A 14,085-nucleotide genomic window follows, 5' to 3' on the forward strand; every position below is an offset into this window, starting at 1 on the left:
GAGCATTTTCGAGCGAAGTGGATACCGGTTCGCGTGAAGAAAATGCGTTAAAACAAAGATCTGGAGCAATTGAACAATCCAATGGGATTGGAAATTGCTCTAGGAGTCAGCGCTCCAGCAGATGTGTGCGCGTTGCGCCGCCGAGATCGCGCCGGAAACCTTCCGCATCCCAGAAGGCGGCGGCGCGGTCATCCGCCGCGCGCAAAGAGAGCCGCGCCGCCACGGCAAAACCCTGCTGGATCAGAGCCGCGGCGATGGCGCGCCCGACGCCATGGCGGCGCCAGGCGGGACGCACATAGACATGACGCAGCCGGGCGAGGTCCGGCTCCGGGTCGTAAGGGTCGGGCGTGAGGCCGCCCAGCCCCGCCAATTCACCCTCCGCAAAGGCTGCGAAGAGAACAGGCAAGTCGGCATCGCCGGCATAGTCGCCGCGCGCGACCTCATCGGTCAGCCGGTCGAGGAAGGCGTAATCCTCCCCGGCCGCCTCGTGCCGCAAGGCCTCGAAACCGTCCGGCAGCGCAGCGCTGACGCGGACGATCTGAATCGAGGCCGGCGTCACAGACCCTCGAACAAGGCGCTCGAAATATAGCGCTCGGCGAAGGAGGGGATGATCACGACGATGGTCTTGCCGGCGTTCTCCGGCCGCGCGCCGACTTCGAGCGCCGCGGCCACCGCGGCCCCCGACGAGATGCCAGCGGGAATGCCCTCGCTCTTGGCAAGTGCGCGCGCCGTCTCGAAGGAGGTCTGATTGCCGACGGTAACGACCTCGTCGATCACCGAGCGGTCAAGGATGCCCGGCACGAAGCCGGCGCCGATGCCCTGGATCTTATGCGGGCCGGGCGCGCCACCCGACAGCACCGGCGAATCCTCGGGCTCGACCGCAATGATCTTCACGCCGGGCTTGCGCGCCTTGAGCACCTGGCCGACGCCGGTGATGGTGCCGCCCGTGCCGACGCCGGAGATGAAGATGTCGACCTTGCCGTCAGTGTCGTTCCAGATCTCCTCGGCGGTCGTCTTGCGATGGATCTCCGGATTATGCGGATTCTCGAATTGCTGCGGGATGATCGAGCCTGGAATCTCCGCCTTGAGCTCCTCGGCCCGGGCAACAGCGCCGCGCATGCCGCCGGGACCGGGCGTCAGCACGAGCTCGGCGCCGAGCAGCGCCAGCATCTTGCGGCGCTCCAGCGACATCGTCTCCGGCATCACCAGGATCAGGCGATAGCCGCGCGCGGCGGCGACAAAGGCGAGCGCGATGCCGGTATTGCCCGAGGTCGGTTCGATCAGCGTGCCGCCCGGCTTCAACGCGCCGGAGGCCTCCAGCGCATCGACCATGTTGACGCCGATGCGGTCCTTGACGCTGGAGATCGGGTTGAAGAATTCGAGCTTGGCCAGGATCGTCGCCTTGACGCCGCGCTCGGCCGGCAAGCGGTTGAGCTTGACCAGGGGGGTGTCGCCGATGGTGTCGGTGATCGACTCATAGACCCGGCCGCGGCCTGGGGCCTTGCTCGGAGCGGGGTGGAGCGTGCGCACTGCCTCGGTCATGGGGTCCTCCTGGGAATGATCGTGATTGATGGCGACGCTAATTCAATTCACAGTCCATGTCGATGATAGGCAATATATACAAATTCAGATTGTGAAATCAGTAGTCGCGCTTGCCCCGTCAAAGGCAGCGTTTCGCTCCGCCTGCTGGCACAGCTCCTCCACGGTGACTCCATCCAGTGTCGAGAGAAAGGCCTGCGAGGCTCGTTCCACCTGCGGACCGACCACGAGGTCGATCAGGCGCGATTGCGGCAAGGGCCCGAGTCCATCCTCGCCAGCCTCCTGCATCGCCGCGCGCGCGATCTCGCCGGCGGTGATCCGGCGGCGTTCGCGCGCCAGCTCATAGCCGCCGCGTGGGCCACGAACGCCCTTTAGGATGCCGACCCGGACCAGCGCCTGCAGCAGCGTCTCAAGATGGCGCGGCGGCAGGTCATGCCGCGCCGCCAGCATTTTGGCCGCGACCGGCGAGGGCCGCGCATGCAAGGCGATATCGACCACCGCCGCGATGGCGAGCAGGCTGCGGCGCGAGAGCAGGTTCACGCGACGGCTCCCTTGACCGTGTCCGATTTGGGCGTGTCCGAGACGCCGGTCGAGCCGAAGCCGCCGGCACCGCGCGCGGTTTCGTCCAGAATTGTCGTCTCGACGAGATGGGCCTGCGTGACCGGTGCGATCACCAATTGCGCGATGCGGTCGCCACGGCGGATCGTGAAAGGCTCCTGGCCGAGATTGATCAGGATGGCCGTGACCTCGCCGCGATAGTCGCTGTCGACCGTGCCTGGCGAATTGAGCAGGGTGATGCCATGCCTCAACGCCAATCCCGAGCGCGGGCGTACCTGCGCCTCGAAACCCGTCGGCAGTTGCAGGGCAAGGCCGGTGGGGACCGCGATGCGCTCGCCGGGCGCCATGACGAGTGCGCCGCCCTCTTCCAGCGCCGCGCGCAGATCGAGCCCGGCCGCGCCCGCGCTTTCATAGGCTGGCAGCGGTAGCCCGGCGCCATGCCCGACGCGGCATACGGGGATCGTGACCATGCCTAGGCTCCCGCCTTCGAGACGCCCGTCAGCCCGGCGAGATGCGCGATCAGGCGGCTCGCGACCTCCTCCTTCGCCAGAGTCGGCCAGGTCTCGACGCCGTCGCGGGTGACGAGATGGACGGTGTTGGAATCGCCGCCCATCACGCCGGTGCCGCCGACATCATTGGCGACGATCAGGTCGCAGCCTTTCCTCGCGAGCTTGGCGCGGGCATAGTCGATGACGTTTTCGGTCTCCGCCGCGAAGCCGACGACGAGCGCCGGCCGGCCCGTCTTGCGGTGAGCGACGGTCGCCAGGATGTCGGGGTTCTCGACCAGCGCCAGGGCCGGCGTCCCACTGGTGCCCTTCTTCATCTTCTCCGGTGCTGCGTCCGCCACGCGCCAATCGGCGACGGCTGCCGCGAAGACCGCGATGTCGGCGGGCAGCGCCGCCTCGGTCGCCGCCAGCATCTCGCGGGCGGATTCGACATGGATCGTGGTAACGCCGTCGGGGTCGGGCAGGCCGACGGGGCCGGAAACCAGCGTCACGCTTGCGCCAGCGGCGGCGGCCGCGGCCGCGATAGCATGACCCTGCTTGCCCGAGGAGCGGTTGGCGATGTAGCGCACCGGGTCGATCGGCTCATGCGTCGGCCCCGAGGTCACGAGCACATGTTTCCCGGCGAGCGGCTTCTGCGCGATTGCCGTGCCTCCCGGCGTGCGGCCGAGGAAGCCGATCGCACGCGGTTGCGCCGCCATATCGCCGGCCAAAGCGCGCTCGATCGCGGCCAGGATCTCGAGCGGTTCGGCCATGCGGCCCGGCCCGTTCTCGCCGCGCTCGGCCATGGCGCCGGAATTGGGCCCGACGACGAGCACGCCGTCCTTTTCGAGCTGCGCCATGTTGCGCCGCGTCGCCGGATGCTCCCACATCCTGGGATTCATCGCAGGCGCGATCAGGATGCGCTTGTCGGTGGCGAGCAGTGCGGTCGAGGCCAGGTCATTGGCGAGCCCCGTCGCCATCTTGGCGATGAGATCGGCGGTCGCGGGCGCGACGACGATGAGGTCGGTCGAGCGCGACAGCGCGATATGGCCGATATCGGCTTCGTCGGTCAGCGAGAACAGATCGGTGAAGCAGCGCTCGCCGGCCAGCGACGAGACGGAGAGCGGCGTGACGAACGCCTCGCCCGCCTTGGTCAGGATGCAGCGCGAGGCGATGCCGTGATCCTTCAAGCGCCGGATCAGCTCCAGGCATTTATAGGCGGCGATGCCGCCGCCGATGATCAGGAGAACGGAGCGGGATGCGGACAAGGGCGGAGGTTCCTGAGCCGGGATGCCCTTCACCTAGCATCGAAAAAGCCAGGATGTCATGGGGGCGCGGGGAACCCTCTCCAACCCAAGTCAGATGTTTCCGACTTGGGCCACTCTAGCTGCCAATCTCGGGCAGGCCCGAGATTGGAGGGAGAGGGCAGGGTGAGGGGTAGGCCGTTTGACATTTTGGCCGTGCGCCAACCGCTGCCACGCTGTGAGGCTTCCACGCAACTGGTCCAGGGGCCTACACCTCACCCCTGCCCCTCTCACTGAACCCGGGTATACCCGGGTTCAGTGAGAGGGGCAGGGGTTCCCCGCGTTTCCATACCTCACCTAAACGGCGGCTCGTCGAAGCTCCTGAGTTTGCGCGAGTGAATGGTCGAGCCCGCTTCCTTGAGCTTCTCCAGCGCCGCGAGCCCGATCTTGAGATGCTCGCCGACGGCGCGCTCATAGAAGGCGTTCGCCGCGCCGGGCAATTTGATCTCGCCATGCAGAGGCTTGTCGGAGACGCAGAGCAAGGTGCCGTAGGGCACGCGCAGGCGGTAGCCTTGCGCTGCGATCGTGCCCGATTCCATGTCGACCGCGATGGCGCGCGAGAGGTTGATGCGGCGGCGCTCCTTGGTCCAGCGCAGTTCCCAGTTGCGGTCGTCCTGCGTCACGACGGTGCCGGTGCGCAGGCGGTTCTTCAAGCGGTCGCCGCGCTCGCCCGTGACTTCGGCCGCAGCCTGCTGCAGGGCGACCTGGACCTCGGCCAGGGCCGGGATCGGGATGTCGGGCGGCACCAGCTCGTCCAGGATGCCGTCCTGCCGGAGATAGGCATGGGCCAGGACATAGTCGCCGATGATCTGCGTCTGGCGCAGGCCGCCGCAATGGCCGACCATCAGCCAGCAATTGGGCCTGAGCACCGCAAGGTGGTCGGTGATGTTCTTGGCGTTGGAGGGGCCGACGCCGATATTGACCAGCGTCACGCCGTCGCCCTTGCTGCGGATCAAATGATAGGCCGGCATCTGGAAGCGATGCCAGGGCGCCGACATCACCCGCTCGGCTGCTGAAACGTCGATACCGTCGCGCTCGATCCGCACACCGCCCGGCGTCACCAGGGCTTCGGCCGTGCCGGCTTCGATTTCGGCCAACGCCAGCCGCACGAACTGGTCGACATAGCGGTGGTAGTTGGTCAGCAGCACCCAGGGCTGTACGGCGCGCCAGTCGGTGCCGGTGTAGTGCACCAGCCGCCGCAGCGAGTAGTCGACCCGCACTGCATCGAACAGCGAAAGCGGGCGCGGCTCGCCCTCGACGATGTCGAAGGTGCCGTCGGCGATCTCGTCACCGACCAGCGAGAGCAGCGGCGTCGGGAAATGCCGCGCAAGCTCCGCGGCCGTGACCTTGCCGCGCCCGAGCTCATCGCCGCCTTCGAGCGCATAGGGGTAGGGGATCTCCTGATGGCTCACGCCGGTCTCAATCGTCGCGCCATATTCCGCGACGAGCGGCTGCAATTGGTCGAGCAGATAGGTGCGGAATTCGGCCGGCTGCGTCACCGTGGTCGAATAGATGCCGGGCGCTGCGAATTTGGCGAAACCGCGCCGCGTCGCGGCGGGCAGCTTCGAGGGCTCGTAGGTGACGCGCAGCAGCGGGTAGCGATAGCGCGCGCGCTCCTCGGCCGTCGGCGCCTCGCCCGTATCGAAGAAACGCTGCAGGTCGCCGCGCAACGCCGCCTTCGCGTCCGCATAGAGCAGCTCCAGCCGGTCGACGGCGGCGTCTGGCGTGGCAGCGGTCTCGAATGTCATGGAGCGAACGTACCTCTCGTTCGGTCGAGCTTCTAGCTGTGCGACAGCCCTGCTGACAACAGGGATGGATCCCATGCAGGCCGGCTGGAGCGTGGCGCTGCCCGCTTGACAGCAAAACGGCGCGGCGATAATAAACCGTCAAGTTAATTAACTCATCGGTTTAATTCAATGTCGAGCGACCCGCTCAGCCTCACCCTGTCCGCCCTTGCCGATCCGACGCGGCGCGCGATCCTGGCGCGGCTGTCGCTGGGCGAAACCTCGGTTACGGAGCTGGCCGAGCCCTTCGCGATGAGCCTGCCGGCCGTCTCCAAGCATCTCAAGGTGCTGGAGCGGGCCGGGCTGATCACACGAGGCCGCGAGGCGCAATGGCGGCCCTGCCGGCTCGATCCCGGCCCGCTGCGCGAGGTCTCGGAGTGGCTGGAACACTACAGCCGTTTTTGGGACCAGAGCCTGGGACGATTGGAGGAGGTGCTGCGCGAGATGCAGGCAGCGCCGGCCGGGGACGTTCAACCGTAACGCGGTTTCGAACGAAGCGGGCATCGGCTCGCGTGAAGAAAACGCGTTGAAACCAAAGAGCAAGAGCCGCGTGGCGGCGTCAAACGAGGAAAACCCATGCTCAAGACCGTTCTTCTCAGCTTGCTGGCGATCCTCGCCACCGGCATCGTCGTGGTGCTGATCCTCGCCGCGATGAAGCCAGACACCTTCCAGGTCCAGCGTGCCATCGCCATCAATGCGCCGCCCGAGCGCATCTACCCGCTGATCGCGGATTTCAGGGCCTGGGGCGCCTGGTCGCCCTGGGAGAAGAAGGATCCCAACCTGAAGCGCAGCTTCAGCGGGCCCGAGGCCGGCAAGGGCTCAATCTATGCCTGGGTCGGCGACAAGAATGTCGGCGAAGGCAGCATGGAGATCGTCACCGCCGAGCCATCAAGCAAGGTCGGGCTCAAGCTCGACTTCATCAAGCCCTTCGAGGCTCATAATGACGTCGTCTTCGCGCTGCAGCCGCAGGGAACGGCGACGCAAGGTTCTGCAACACATGTGACCTGGACGATGACGGGGCCGACCCCGTTCTTCGCCAAGATCATCCATGTCTTCTTCAACATGGACCGGATGGTCGGCGGCGATTTCGAAGCCGGCCTCGCCAGCCTCAAGGCGCAGGCCGAGCGCCCCGCCTGACCGCAAATCGAGAAAACCCAAGCCAAAAAACCCAAGCCGAAAAGCCAGAGAGGAGGTACCCCATGAAAGCAGACCCCCAGAAGGAGCATGAGTGGCTCGCGGAGCTCGTCGGCGAGTGGGCCTCGGAGATGGATTGCGCCATGGGCCCCGACCAGCCGCGCCAGAAATTCAAGGGCAAGGAAAGCGTGCGATCGCTGGGCGGGCTCTGGACGCTCGGCGAAGGCCAGGGCGAGATGCCCGACGGCTGCACCGGGAGGACGCTGATGACGCTCGGCTTCGACCCGGCCAAGGGCCGCTTTGTCGGCAGCTTCATCGGTTCGATGATGACCCATCAATGGCTCTATGACGGAGCCCTCGACGAAACCGGCACGGCCCTGTTGCTGGACAGCGAGGGACCCAGCATGAGCGGTGACGGCTCGCTCTCGGCCTATCGCGACGTCATGACCATCGTCAGCCCCGATCACCGCACCCTGACCTCGTCCGTGCCCGATGGAAACGGCGGCTGGACCGAATTCATGACCGCCCATTTCCGCCGGACCGGCTGAGCGCGGCCTTATCCCCTCACGATGCAAGGACAGGTCTCATGAAGATCGCCCCCTATCTCTTCTTCCCCGGCAATTGCGAGGAAGCCTTCACCGCCTATGAAAAGATATTCGGTGGCAAGATCATCGCCATGATGAGCCATAAGGGCACGCCGGCCGAGAGCCAGGTCGCCCCCGACTGGGTTCCCAAGATCATGCATGCCTGCCTCCAGCTCGATGGCGGCCAGATGCTGATGGCGTCCGACGCTCCACCCGACCGCAGCGAGGGGCCGATGCAGAGCGTCTCGGTTTCCGTCAACGTCAAGGAGGTCGCCGAGGCCGAGCGCATCTTCGCGGCGCTGTCCGACGGCGCGCGCATCAAGATGCCGTTGGAGGAGACCTTCTGGGCGCCGCGCTTCGGCATGCTGCAGGATCGTTTCGGCACGCATTGGATGATCGGCGCCGAGCCGGCGCAGGCCTGTGTGACGGGCTAATTCACATCCTCGCCGTCATTCCGGACAAGCCGCTGTAAGCGGCGCCGATCCGGAATCCATCATAGGGCGTTGCGCTCTCCGATGGATTCCGGATCTCCGCGGGGTTTATTCCTTGGGCCGATCGAAGATCGGACCCGGGGGCTGCGTCCGGAATGACGGCGTCGTCGTGTTCGTTGAACTATCCCAGCACCGCATAGGCGATCAGGCCCGCGATCAGCCAGAGCGCCCAATTGCCCCAGCGGTTGCGCTGGGCTTCGGCCCGGCCGATCGCCTCGATGCTGCGCTCATCCAGCGTAAAGCCGTGCCGCGAGGCGTTTTCAAGCTGGCCGAGCACGCGCTCAGCCCGGCCGACCGTTTCGGGCAGGCTGGCGAGGCTGAAGGCGAGCGAGCGCACCCCGCGCCCGACATCCTCGATCTTGCCCAGCGGCCCGAGATTGCGGGTGATCCAGTCGCGCACCACGGGCTCGGCCGTGGTCCACATGTCGAGATGCGGATCGAGCGTGCGGGCTACTCCTTCAACCACCACCATGGTCTTCTGCAGCATCACGAGCTCTGTGCGCGTCACCATGTCGAACAGGCCGGTGATCTCGAAGAGCAGGGTCAGGACCTTCGCCATCGAGATCTGGTCGGCGCTCTTGTCGTGGATCGGCTCGCCAACCGCACGGATCGCCTGGGCGAAATCGGCAACGGCGTGGTGACCCGGTACATAGCCAGCCTCGAAATGCACCTCCGCCACGCGGGTATAGTCGCGGGTGATGAAGCCGAGCAGGATTTCGGCGAGGAAGCGCCGCTCCTTCAGCCCGAGCCGGCCCATGATGCCGCCATCGACGGCGACCAGCCGCCCTGCCGAGTCGACGAACAGGTTCCCCGGATGCATGTCGGCATGGAAGAAGCCGTCGCGGATCGCATGCTTCAGGAAGGACTGGATGACGGTGCGGCTGAGCACCTGCAGATCATGTCCGGCGGCCCGCAAGCCTTCGATGTCGGAGAGCCGGATGCCGTCGATCCATTCATCGACCAGCATTTCGCGCGCGGTGAGCTGCCAATCCGGCGCCGGCACGCGGAAATCGGCATCGTCCTTGGTGTTCTCGGCGAATTCAGAGAGGGCGGCGGCCTCCAGCCTGAGATCCATCTCCATCGTCACGGAGCGCGCCAGCGTCTCGACCACGCCCGACATGCGTAAGCGGCGCGCCTCGGCGGAGCGCCGTTCCGCCATCTCCGCGCCGAAGCGCATCGCTGCGAGGTCGCGGTGGAAGCGGTCACGGATGCCGGGCCGCAGCACCTTGACCGCGACCTCCGAGCCATCCTTCAACCGGGCCCGATGCACCTGCGCGATCGAGGCGGCGGCGACGGGCGGCCCGAATTCGGCGAAGATCGCCTCGACGGGCTGGCCATGGGCGGCCTCGATCGCGGCACGCGCCTGTTCCATCGGGAACGGGGCCATCCGGTCCTGCAGAGCCGAGAGATCCTCGGCGATCTTCATGCCGACAACATCCGGCCGTGTCGCCAGGAACTGGCCGAACTTGACATAGGAGGGGCCAAGCCGCGTCAGCGCCGCTGCCAGCCGCGTCGCCGAGGAGCCGGCGCCCTTGCGTTCGATCAAGCGCCCGAGCCGGATCGCGGCGCGCGCCAAAGGCGGCAGGACCGAGGGATCGACGAGGGCAAGGGCGCCTTCGCGGGCCAGCACGAAGCCGACCCGTGCGGAACGGGCGAGATGAGCGATGGCGGTGATCATGCGCGCGCGAACCTTGACGTCATGCTCGGGCTTGTCCCGAGCACCCACGTCTTCTTCCCTTCAGCCGCATCGCAAGAATCCGCGTCGCAAGACGTGGATGGCCGGCACAAGGCCGACCATGACGGAAGCTGCATCCTCACAGCTTCCAGCCGGAATGCAGCGCCACGACCCCGCCGGTCATCGGCGTGAACTTCGCCCGCCGGAAGCCGGCATCCTCGATCATGCCGGCGAAGCTCTGCGGCTTGGGGAATTTGCGGATCGATTCGACGAGATACTGGTAGGGCTCGGCCTCGCCCGTCACCATCCGCCCCATCGGCGGTATGACGTTGAAGGAATAGGCCTCGTAGACCTTGTCGAGCAGCGGCACGTCGACATGGCTGAATTCGAGGCAGAGGAATCGGCCGCCGCGCTTGAGCACGCGAAAAGCCTCGGACAGCGCCTTGTCGATGCGCGGCACGTTCCGGATACCGAAGGCGATCGTATAGGCGTCGAAATGGTTGTCGGGCAGGCCGAGCTCCTCGGCATTGCCCTGGACGAAGCGGATGCGATCGTCATCGGGAAAACGCTTCTGCGCCCGGTCGCGACCAACGCTCAGCATCTGCGCATTGATATCGAGTACGGTGACGTCGGTCTGCGGTCCGCCGGCGTCGAGCACCTGGAAGGCGACGTCGCCGGTGCCGCCGGCCACGTCGAGATGGTGGAAGGGCCGATCCTTCGCTGGCTTCAGCGTCGTGATCAGCGCATCCTTCCAGAGCCGGTGCAGGCCCGCCGACATCAGATCGTTCATCAGATCGTAGCGGCTGGCGACCTTGTGGAAGACGTCGTCGACCTTGGCCTGCTTCTCGGCGAGCGGCACTGTCTCAAAACCGAAATGGGTGGTGTCGGAGGCTGCTGTCACGGCGCGGGCTGCTCTTGTGTTCTGGTGAGGCGATGAATAGCGAAACGAGCGGGGCTTGTCGCGGCCCGTCTCGACGCAGGCTTGAGAGTGGACTGGAATGCCCGAACTTCCCGAGGTCGAAACCGTTCGTCGTGGGCTGGAGCCCGCCATGCTGGGGCAGGTTTTCGCGCGCGTCGAGCAGAACCGGCCCGATCTGCGCTTTCCCTTGCCCGATCGCTTCGTCGCCCGCCTGACCGGCCGCAAGGTCGAGGCCCTGTCGCGGCGCGCCAAATATCTGATCGTCGATCTCGATGACGGTCAGGCGCTGATCATGCATCTGGGCATGAGCGGGCGCTTCGTGGTGGAGGCGCCCGGCACGCCGCCGACCGAGCCTGGCGCCTATTACAACGAGATTGGCCGGCACCTGCAGCACGACCATGTCGTCTTCCATCTCGGCTCCGGCGCGCGCGTCACCTATAACGATGTCCGCCGCTTCGGCTTCATGGACCTCGTGCCGCGTGCCGATCTCGCCGCCTCCAGGCATTTCGCCGGCATGGGCATCGAGCCATTGGGCAATGAGCTCTCGGGCGAGACGCTGGCCAAGCTTTTTGCCGGGAAATTCGCGCCGCTGAAGGCGGCCCTGCTCGACCAGCGCCTCGTCGCGGGGCTTGGCAACATCTATGTCTGCGAGGCGCTGTTCCGCGCCGGGCTCCATCCCGAAGCCGAGGCCGGTTCGATCGCGACTGCGACGGGCCGTCCGCGCCCGGCGGCGCATGCGCTGGCCCAGATCATCCGCGAGGTCCTGGAAGAGGCGATCATCTCCGGCGGCTCGACGCTGCGCGACTTCGCCCATGCCGACGGCTCGCTCGGCTATTTCCAGCACCGGTTTCGCGTCTATGACCGCGAGGGCGATGCCTGCGTGACGCCGGGCTGCGGCTCTGTGGTCAAGCGGCTGGTGCAGTCGGGCCGCTCGACCTTCTATTGCGAAAGCTGCCAGCCGCAGCGCTGATCAGCGGGCGGCAATGGGAGGCGGCTGGTTCGGACAGGACGGCACGTCGGTGTCGGTCAGGCCCCAGGACGGTGCGGACGCGGTCCAGATGAACCCCTCAGGCTTGCCAAGCTCGCGGTCGTCGAGGGCGCCGGCACGTACCACGACCATATCCGGCCGCGATGACGAGGCGCTGAACAGGGGCGTGCCGCAATGCGGGCAGAAGCTGCGGCGCATCGTGTTGCCGCCGTCGGAGAGGCTGACATAGTCGCAGACCTCGCCCTCCAATTCGCGGCTCGCGAGCGGGAAGATCAGGTTGATCGAGGCGTTGCCGGCCGAGAGATACTGGCAGTCGCGGCACCAGCAGGCGCGCTTCGCCACCGGCGGCTGATTGAAGCGGAAGCGTATGGAGCCGCAGAAGCAACGGCCGGTAACGGGCTCGGTCATGGTGGTGCCCTCCTCCTGCAAGACGGGGCGAGTGCGAGACGGGGCGAGTGAAGGTGATCCGGCCCGCGACGGCAAGGTCTGGTCACGGGAGCGCTCATGTCGGCGTGCGCTCCCTCGCATGGACCGCGCTCCTCCCGCCCGCTAAACGTGGCCCAACGAAGCATCCGGGAGGCCGCCATGGCTTATGAGACCATTCTCGTCGAGGTGAAGGGCAAGGTCGGCGTCGTCACGCTGAACCGGCCGCAGGCGCTGAACGCGCTGAACGGCCAGCTCATCGACGAGGTCAACGCGGCCATCGACGGCTTCGAGAAGGATGGCGGTATCGGCTGCATCGTCTTGACCGGCTCGGAGAAGGCCTTTGCCGCCGGCGCCGACATCAAGGAGATGCAAGGCCGGACCTTCCCCGGCACCTATCTCGACGACAAATTCGCCGATTGGGACCGCATCGGCCAGCGCCACAAGCCGATCATCGCGGCGGTTGCGGGCTTTGCGCTCGGCGGTGGCTGCGAGCTCGCCATGATGTGCGACTTCATCATCGCCGCCGACAACGCCAAATTCGGCCAGCCCGAGATCAATCTCGGGGTCATTCCCGGAGCCGGCGGCACGCAGCGCCTGACCAAGGCGATCGGCAAGGCGAAAGCCATGGATCTCATCCTGACTGGGCGGATGATGGACGTGAACGAGGCCGAGCGCGCCGGCCTCGTCGCCCGCATCGTGCCCTTGGCCGATCTCATGGCCGAGACGATGAAGGCGGCCGACAGCATCGCTGCCAAGTCGCTTCCTTCGGTGGTGATGGCGAAGGAGGCGGTCAACCGCGCCTTCGAGGTGGCGCTGAGCGAAGGCCTGCGCTTCGAGCGCCGGGTGTTCTCCTCGCTCTTCGCGACGCATGACCAGAAAGAGGGCATGACCGCCTTCATCGAGAAGCGGAAGCCCGATTTCCAGAATAGGTGAGACCGCTTTCCGTCGTTCTCGAGCATGTCCGCGTTTCTCCGAATCGCGGACATGCTCTGCCTCCTTGTTTTATCGCATTTTCTTCACGCGAACCGGTATCCACTTCGCTCGAAAATGCTCTGAGACGCAGTCCTCGGGTCCGATCTTCGATCGGTCCAAGGATAAACCCTGGGCATCTCCGGCAAGAGGTGCTCGGGTCAGGCCCGAGCCTGACGGCGCGCTTCCAGGCCTATGGCCGCCCGGCTGGCACGCCTTCGCGGATCTTTTTCGAAAACTCCGGATCATCGAGCGTCAGGATCCGCGCCCGCTCGCTGATCCGCCCCTGCCGGACCAGCTGGTCGAGTGGAATGTCGGTCCTGACCGCGCCGATGCGCTGCAGATAACCCGGCAGATAGCCGGATAGCAGCACGCGCGGGTCGAGCGGCAGCGAAAAAGTCCATCCCGGCGCGACAGAGCCGACGAGATGGTAGACCACCGTCGTGCAGTTCGTGGTCAGCGTGTTGTACCAGCGCGGGCTCGAAGCCAGCCGGTTGACGTCGGCGATATAGGCCAGGAGCACATCGCGTGCCTGGCTCGGCGTGGCGGCCAGCCGGAACAGGCGGACATCCTCCTTGCGGGCATGGCTGCGCAGGCCGACGATGTCGCGCTCGTCGGCGGCGACATAGGCCATTTCATAGGTGCGGAAGAAGCCGGCGAGCGAGGACCACTCCTCGCCCTTCTCGCGCCTGACCTCGATCGAGAAGGTCAGCGGCACCGAATCCTTGAAGGTGAAGCTGACCAGGAGATGGGCGATCGCCTCGCCCGACCAATAGGACAGGAACAGGTCCGCGCCCTCGATCTTGGTCAGATCGTAGCTGCGCGTCTCCCAGCGCTGGTCATAATCGGCTTCCGTGCGCCAGCGGAAATCGCGCAGATTGCGGACGGTGATCGTCTCGCCCTCGCGCGCGATCTGCGGCAGCTTGGCGAGTTCGGGAATCCAGTCCCGGTCGTGCGACGGCGCCATGCCGTTCCACCAGCCGAGCAGGCCGAGAAACAGCACCGCGAAGGAGAGCGGCAGGCGCGCCGCGCCGGTCCAGATCCCGATTGCACCAGCAAGACCGGCAAGGCCGAAGCCGATGGCGGCCAGCGTCGCGACCGCACCGGTCAGGCGAAACAGCAGGAGACCGGAGCCCCATGCCGTCGCACCGACGACGATCAAGGTGGCCAGGAGTTGGGCAGTGACAAGAAGAAGGCGGCTCATCGCCGCCTTCCCATATCACAGATGA

The 14,085-nt window shown here is 66.2% G+C and carries 16 protein-coding genes; 6 read left to right on the forward strand and 10 right to left on the reverse strand.

Annotated elements, in window-relative coordinates:
• Positions 1 to 106 precede the first annotated feature (106 nt).
• From ACSQ3P_RS26580 to ACSQ3P_RS26605, 6 genes are all read right to left on the reverse strand, one after another.
• Positions 107 to 559, reverse strand: coding sequence for a GNAT family N-acetyltransferase (locus ACSQ3P_RS26580; protein ID WP_436168473.1), 453 nt, complete (start codon positions 557 to 559; stop codon positions 107 to 109).
• Positions 556 to 1,542, reverse strand: a complete 987-nt coding sequence (gene cysK, locus ACSQ3P_RS26585; RefSeq protein WP_310155616.1) for a cysteine synthase A — start codon at positions 1,540 to 1,542, stop codon at positions 556 to 558. The genes ACSQ3P_RS26580 and cysK overlap by 4 nt, the downstream gene beginning before the upstream one ends.
• A gap of 84 nt (positions 1,543 to 1,626) precedes the next feature.
• Positions 1,627 to 2,079 (reverse strand): RrF2 family transcriptional regulator, encoded by a 453-nt coding sequence (locus ACSQ3P_RS26590; protein WP_436168474.1) that lies wholly within the window; start codon positions 2,077 to 2,079, stop codon positions 1,627 to 1,629.
• Positions 2,076 to 2,567 carry a dUTP diphosphatase gene (gene dut / locus ACSQ3P_RS26595; RefSeq protein ID WP_436168475.1) on the reverse strand — a complete coding sequence of 164 codons (492 nt, stop codon included), beginning with the start codon at positions 2,565 to 2,567 and terminating at the stop codon, positions 2,076 to 2,078. The genes ACSQ3P_RS26590 and dut overlap by 4 nt, the downstream gene beginning before the upstream one ends.
• Positions 2,568 to 2,569: 2 nt before the next feature.
• Positions 2,570 to 3,850, reverse strand: coding sequence for a phosphopantothenoylcysteine decarboxylase domain-containing protein (locus ACSQ3P_RS26600; RefSeq protein WP_436168476.1), 1,281 nt, complete (start codon positions 3,848 to 3,850; stop codon positions 2,570 to 2,572).
• Between the two features lie 329 nt (positions 3,851 to 4,179).
• Positions 4,180 to 5,634 carry an AMP nucleosidase gene (locus ACSQ3P_RS26605; protein WP_436168477.1) on the reverse strand — a complete coding sequence of 485 codons (1,455 nt, stop codon included), beginning with the start codon at positions 5,632 to 5,634 and terminating at the stop codon, positions 4,180 to 4,182.
• Between the two features lie 168 nt (positions 5,635 to 5,802).
• Between ACSQ3P_RS26605 and ACSQ3P_RS26610 the strand changes: the two genes are divergently transcribed.
• From ACSQ3P_RS26610 to ACSQ3P_RS26625, 4 genes are all read left to right on the forward strand, one after another.
• Positions 5,803 to 6,150, forward strand: a complete 348-nt coding sequence (locus ACSQ3P_RS26610) for an ArsR/SmtB family transcription factor (RefSeq protein WP_436168478.1) — start codon at positions 5,803 to 5,805, stop codon at positions 6,148 to 6,150.
• Positions 6,151 to 6,246: 96 nt separating this feature from the next.
• The gene (locus ACSQ3P_RS26615; RefSeq protein WP_436168479.1) at positions 6,247 to 6,807 is read left to right on the forward strand and encodes an SRPBCC family protein; all 561 of its coding nucleotides are present in this window, start codon (positions 6,247 to 6,249) and stop codon (positions 6,805 to 6,807) included.
• Between the two features lie 62 nt (positions 6,808 to 6,869).
• Positions 6,870 to 7,352: a DUF1579 domain-containing protein gene (locus tag ACSQ3P_RS26620; protein ID WP_436168480.1), complete on the forward strand. Its 483-nt coding sequence runs from the start codon at positions 6,870 to 6,872 to the stop codon at positions 7,350 to 7,352.
• A gap of 38 nt (positions 7,353 to 7,390) precedes the next feature.
• Positions 7,391 to 7,822: a VOC family protein gene (locus ACSQ3P_RS26625; RefSeq protein ID WP_436168481.1), complete on the forward strand. Its 432-nt coding sequence runs from the start codon at positions 7,391 to 7,393 to the stop codon at positions 7,820 to 7,822.
• Between the two features lie 178 nt (positions 7,823 to 8,000).
• On the opposite strand, the gene ubiB is transcribed toward ACSQ3P_RS26625, so the two are convergent.
• Entirely contained in the window at positions 8,001 to 9,557 is a 1,557-nt protein-coding gene (ubiB, locus tag ACSQ3P_RS26630) for a 2-polyprenylphenol 6-hydroxylase (RefSeq protein WP_436168635.1), read from the reverse strand.
• Positions 9,558 to 9,693: 136 nt separating this feature from the next.
• Positions 9,694 to 10,455, reverse strand: a complete 762-nt coding sequence (ubiE, locus tag ACSQ3P_RS26635) for a bifunctional demethylmenaquinone methyltransferase/2-methoxy-6-polyprenyl-1,4-benzoquinol methylase UbiE (RefSeq protein ID WP_436168482.1) — start codon at positions 10,453 to 10,455, stop codon at positions 9,694 to 9,696.
• 97 nt (positions 10,456 to 10,552) lie between these two features.
• Between ubiE and mutM the strand changes: the two genes are divergently transcribed.
• Positions 10,553 to 11,443 (forward strand): bifunctional DNA-formamidopyrimidine glycosylase/DNA-(apurinic or apyrimidinic site) lyase, encoded by an 891-nt coding sequence (gene mutM / locus ACSQ3P_RS26640; RefSeq protein WP_436168483.1) that lies wholly within the window; start codon positions 10,553 to 10,555, stop codon positions 11,441 to 11,443.
• Here mutM and ACSQ3P_RS26645 read toward each other — a convergent pair whose 3' ends face one another.
• Positions 11,444 to 11,869 carry a GFA family protein gene (locus ACSQ3P_RS26645; RefSeq protein ID WP_436168484.1) on the reverse strand — a complete coding sequence of 142 codons (426 nt, stop codon included), beginning with the start codon at positions 11,867 to 11,869 and terminating at the stop codon, positions 11,444 to 11,446.
• 177 nt (positions 11,870 to 12,046) lie between these two features.
• Between ACSQ3P_RS26645 and ACSQ3P_RS26650 the strand changes: the two genes are divergently transcribed.
• Entirely contained in the window at positions 12,047 to 12,820 is a 774-nt protein-coding gene (locus ACSQ3P_RS26650; RefSeq protein WP_436168485.1) for an enoyl-CoA hydratase, read from the forward strand.
• Positions 12,821 to 13,049: 229 nt separating this feature from the next.
• On the opposite strand, the gene ACSQ3P_RS26655 is transcribed toward ACSQ3P_RS26650, so the two are convergent.
• Positions 13,050 to 14,060 carry an Lnb N-terminal periplasmic domain-containing protein gene (locus tag ACSQ3P_RS26655; protein ID WP_436168486.1) on the reverse strand — a complete coding sequence of 337 codons (1,011 nt, stop codon included), beginning with the start codon at positions 14,058 to 14,060 and terminating at the stop codon, positions 13,050 to 13,052.
• Positions 14,061 to 14,085 lie beyond the last annotated feature (25 nt).

The organism is Allobosea sp. LjRoot9 (assembly GCF_964252745.1).
In the GTDB taxonomy this organism is placed as follows: domain Bacteria; phylum Pseudomonadota; class Alphaproteobacteria; order Rhizobiales; family Beijerinckiaceae; genus Allobosea.

Bases quoted from the DNA above. Each gene is read 5' to 3' on its own strand.
- ACSQ3P_RS26605 (WP_436168477.1), bottom strand. From the start codon at position 5,634: ATGACATTCGAGACCGCTGCCACGCCAGACGCCGCCGTCGACCGGCTG.
- ACSQ3P_RS26645 (WP_436168484.1), bottom strand. From the start codon at position 11,869: ATGACCGAGCCCGTTACCGGCCGTTGCTTCTGCGGCTCCATACGCTTC.
- ACSQ3P_RS26650 (WP_436168485.1), top strand. From the start codon at position 12,047: ATGGCTTATGAGACCATTCTCGTCGAGGTGAAGGGCAAGGTCGGCGTC.
- ACSQ3P_RS26615 (WP_436168479.1), top strand. From the start codon at position 6,247: ATGCTCAAGACCGTTCTTCTCAGCTTGCTGGCGATCCTCGCCACCGGC.
- mutM (WP_436168483.1), top strand. From the start codon at position 10,553: ATGCCCGAACTTCCCGAGGTCGAAACCGTTCGTCGTGGGCTGGAGCCC.
- ACSQ3P_RS26655 (WP_436168486.1), bottom strand. From the start codon at position 14,060: ATGAGCCGCCTTCTTCTTGTCACTGCCCAACTCCTGGCCACCTTGATC.
- ubiB (WP_436168635.1), bottom strand. From the start codon at position 9,557: ATGATCACCGCCATCGCTCATCTCGCCCGTTCCGCACGGGTCGGCTTC.
- cysK (WP_310155616.1), bottom strand. From the start codon at position 1,542: ATGACCGAGGCAGTGCGCACGCTCCACCCCGCTCCGAGCAAGGCCCCA.
- ACSQ3P_RS26620 (WP_436168480.1), top strand. From the start codon at position 6,870: ATGAAAGCAGACCCCCAGAAGGAGCATGAGTGGCTCGCGGAGCTCGTC.
- dut (WP_436168475.1), bottom strand. From the start codon at position 2,567: ATGGTCACGATCCCCGTATGCCGCGTCGGGCATGGCGCCGGGCTACCG.
- ACSQ3P_RS26625 (WP_436168481.1), top strand. From the start codon at position 7,391: ATGAAGATCGCCCCCTATCTCTTCTTCCCCGGCAATTGCGAGGAAGCC.
- ACSQ3P_RS26610 (WP_436168478.1), top strand. From the start codon at position 5,803: ATGTCGAGCGACCCGCTCAGCCTCACCCTGTCCGCCCTTGCCGATCCG.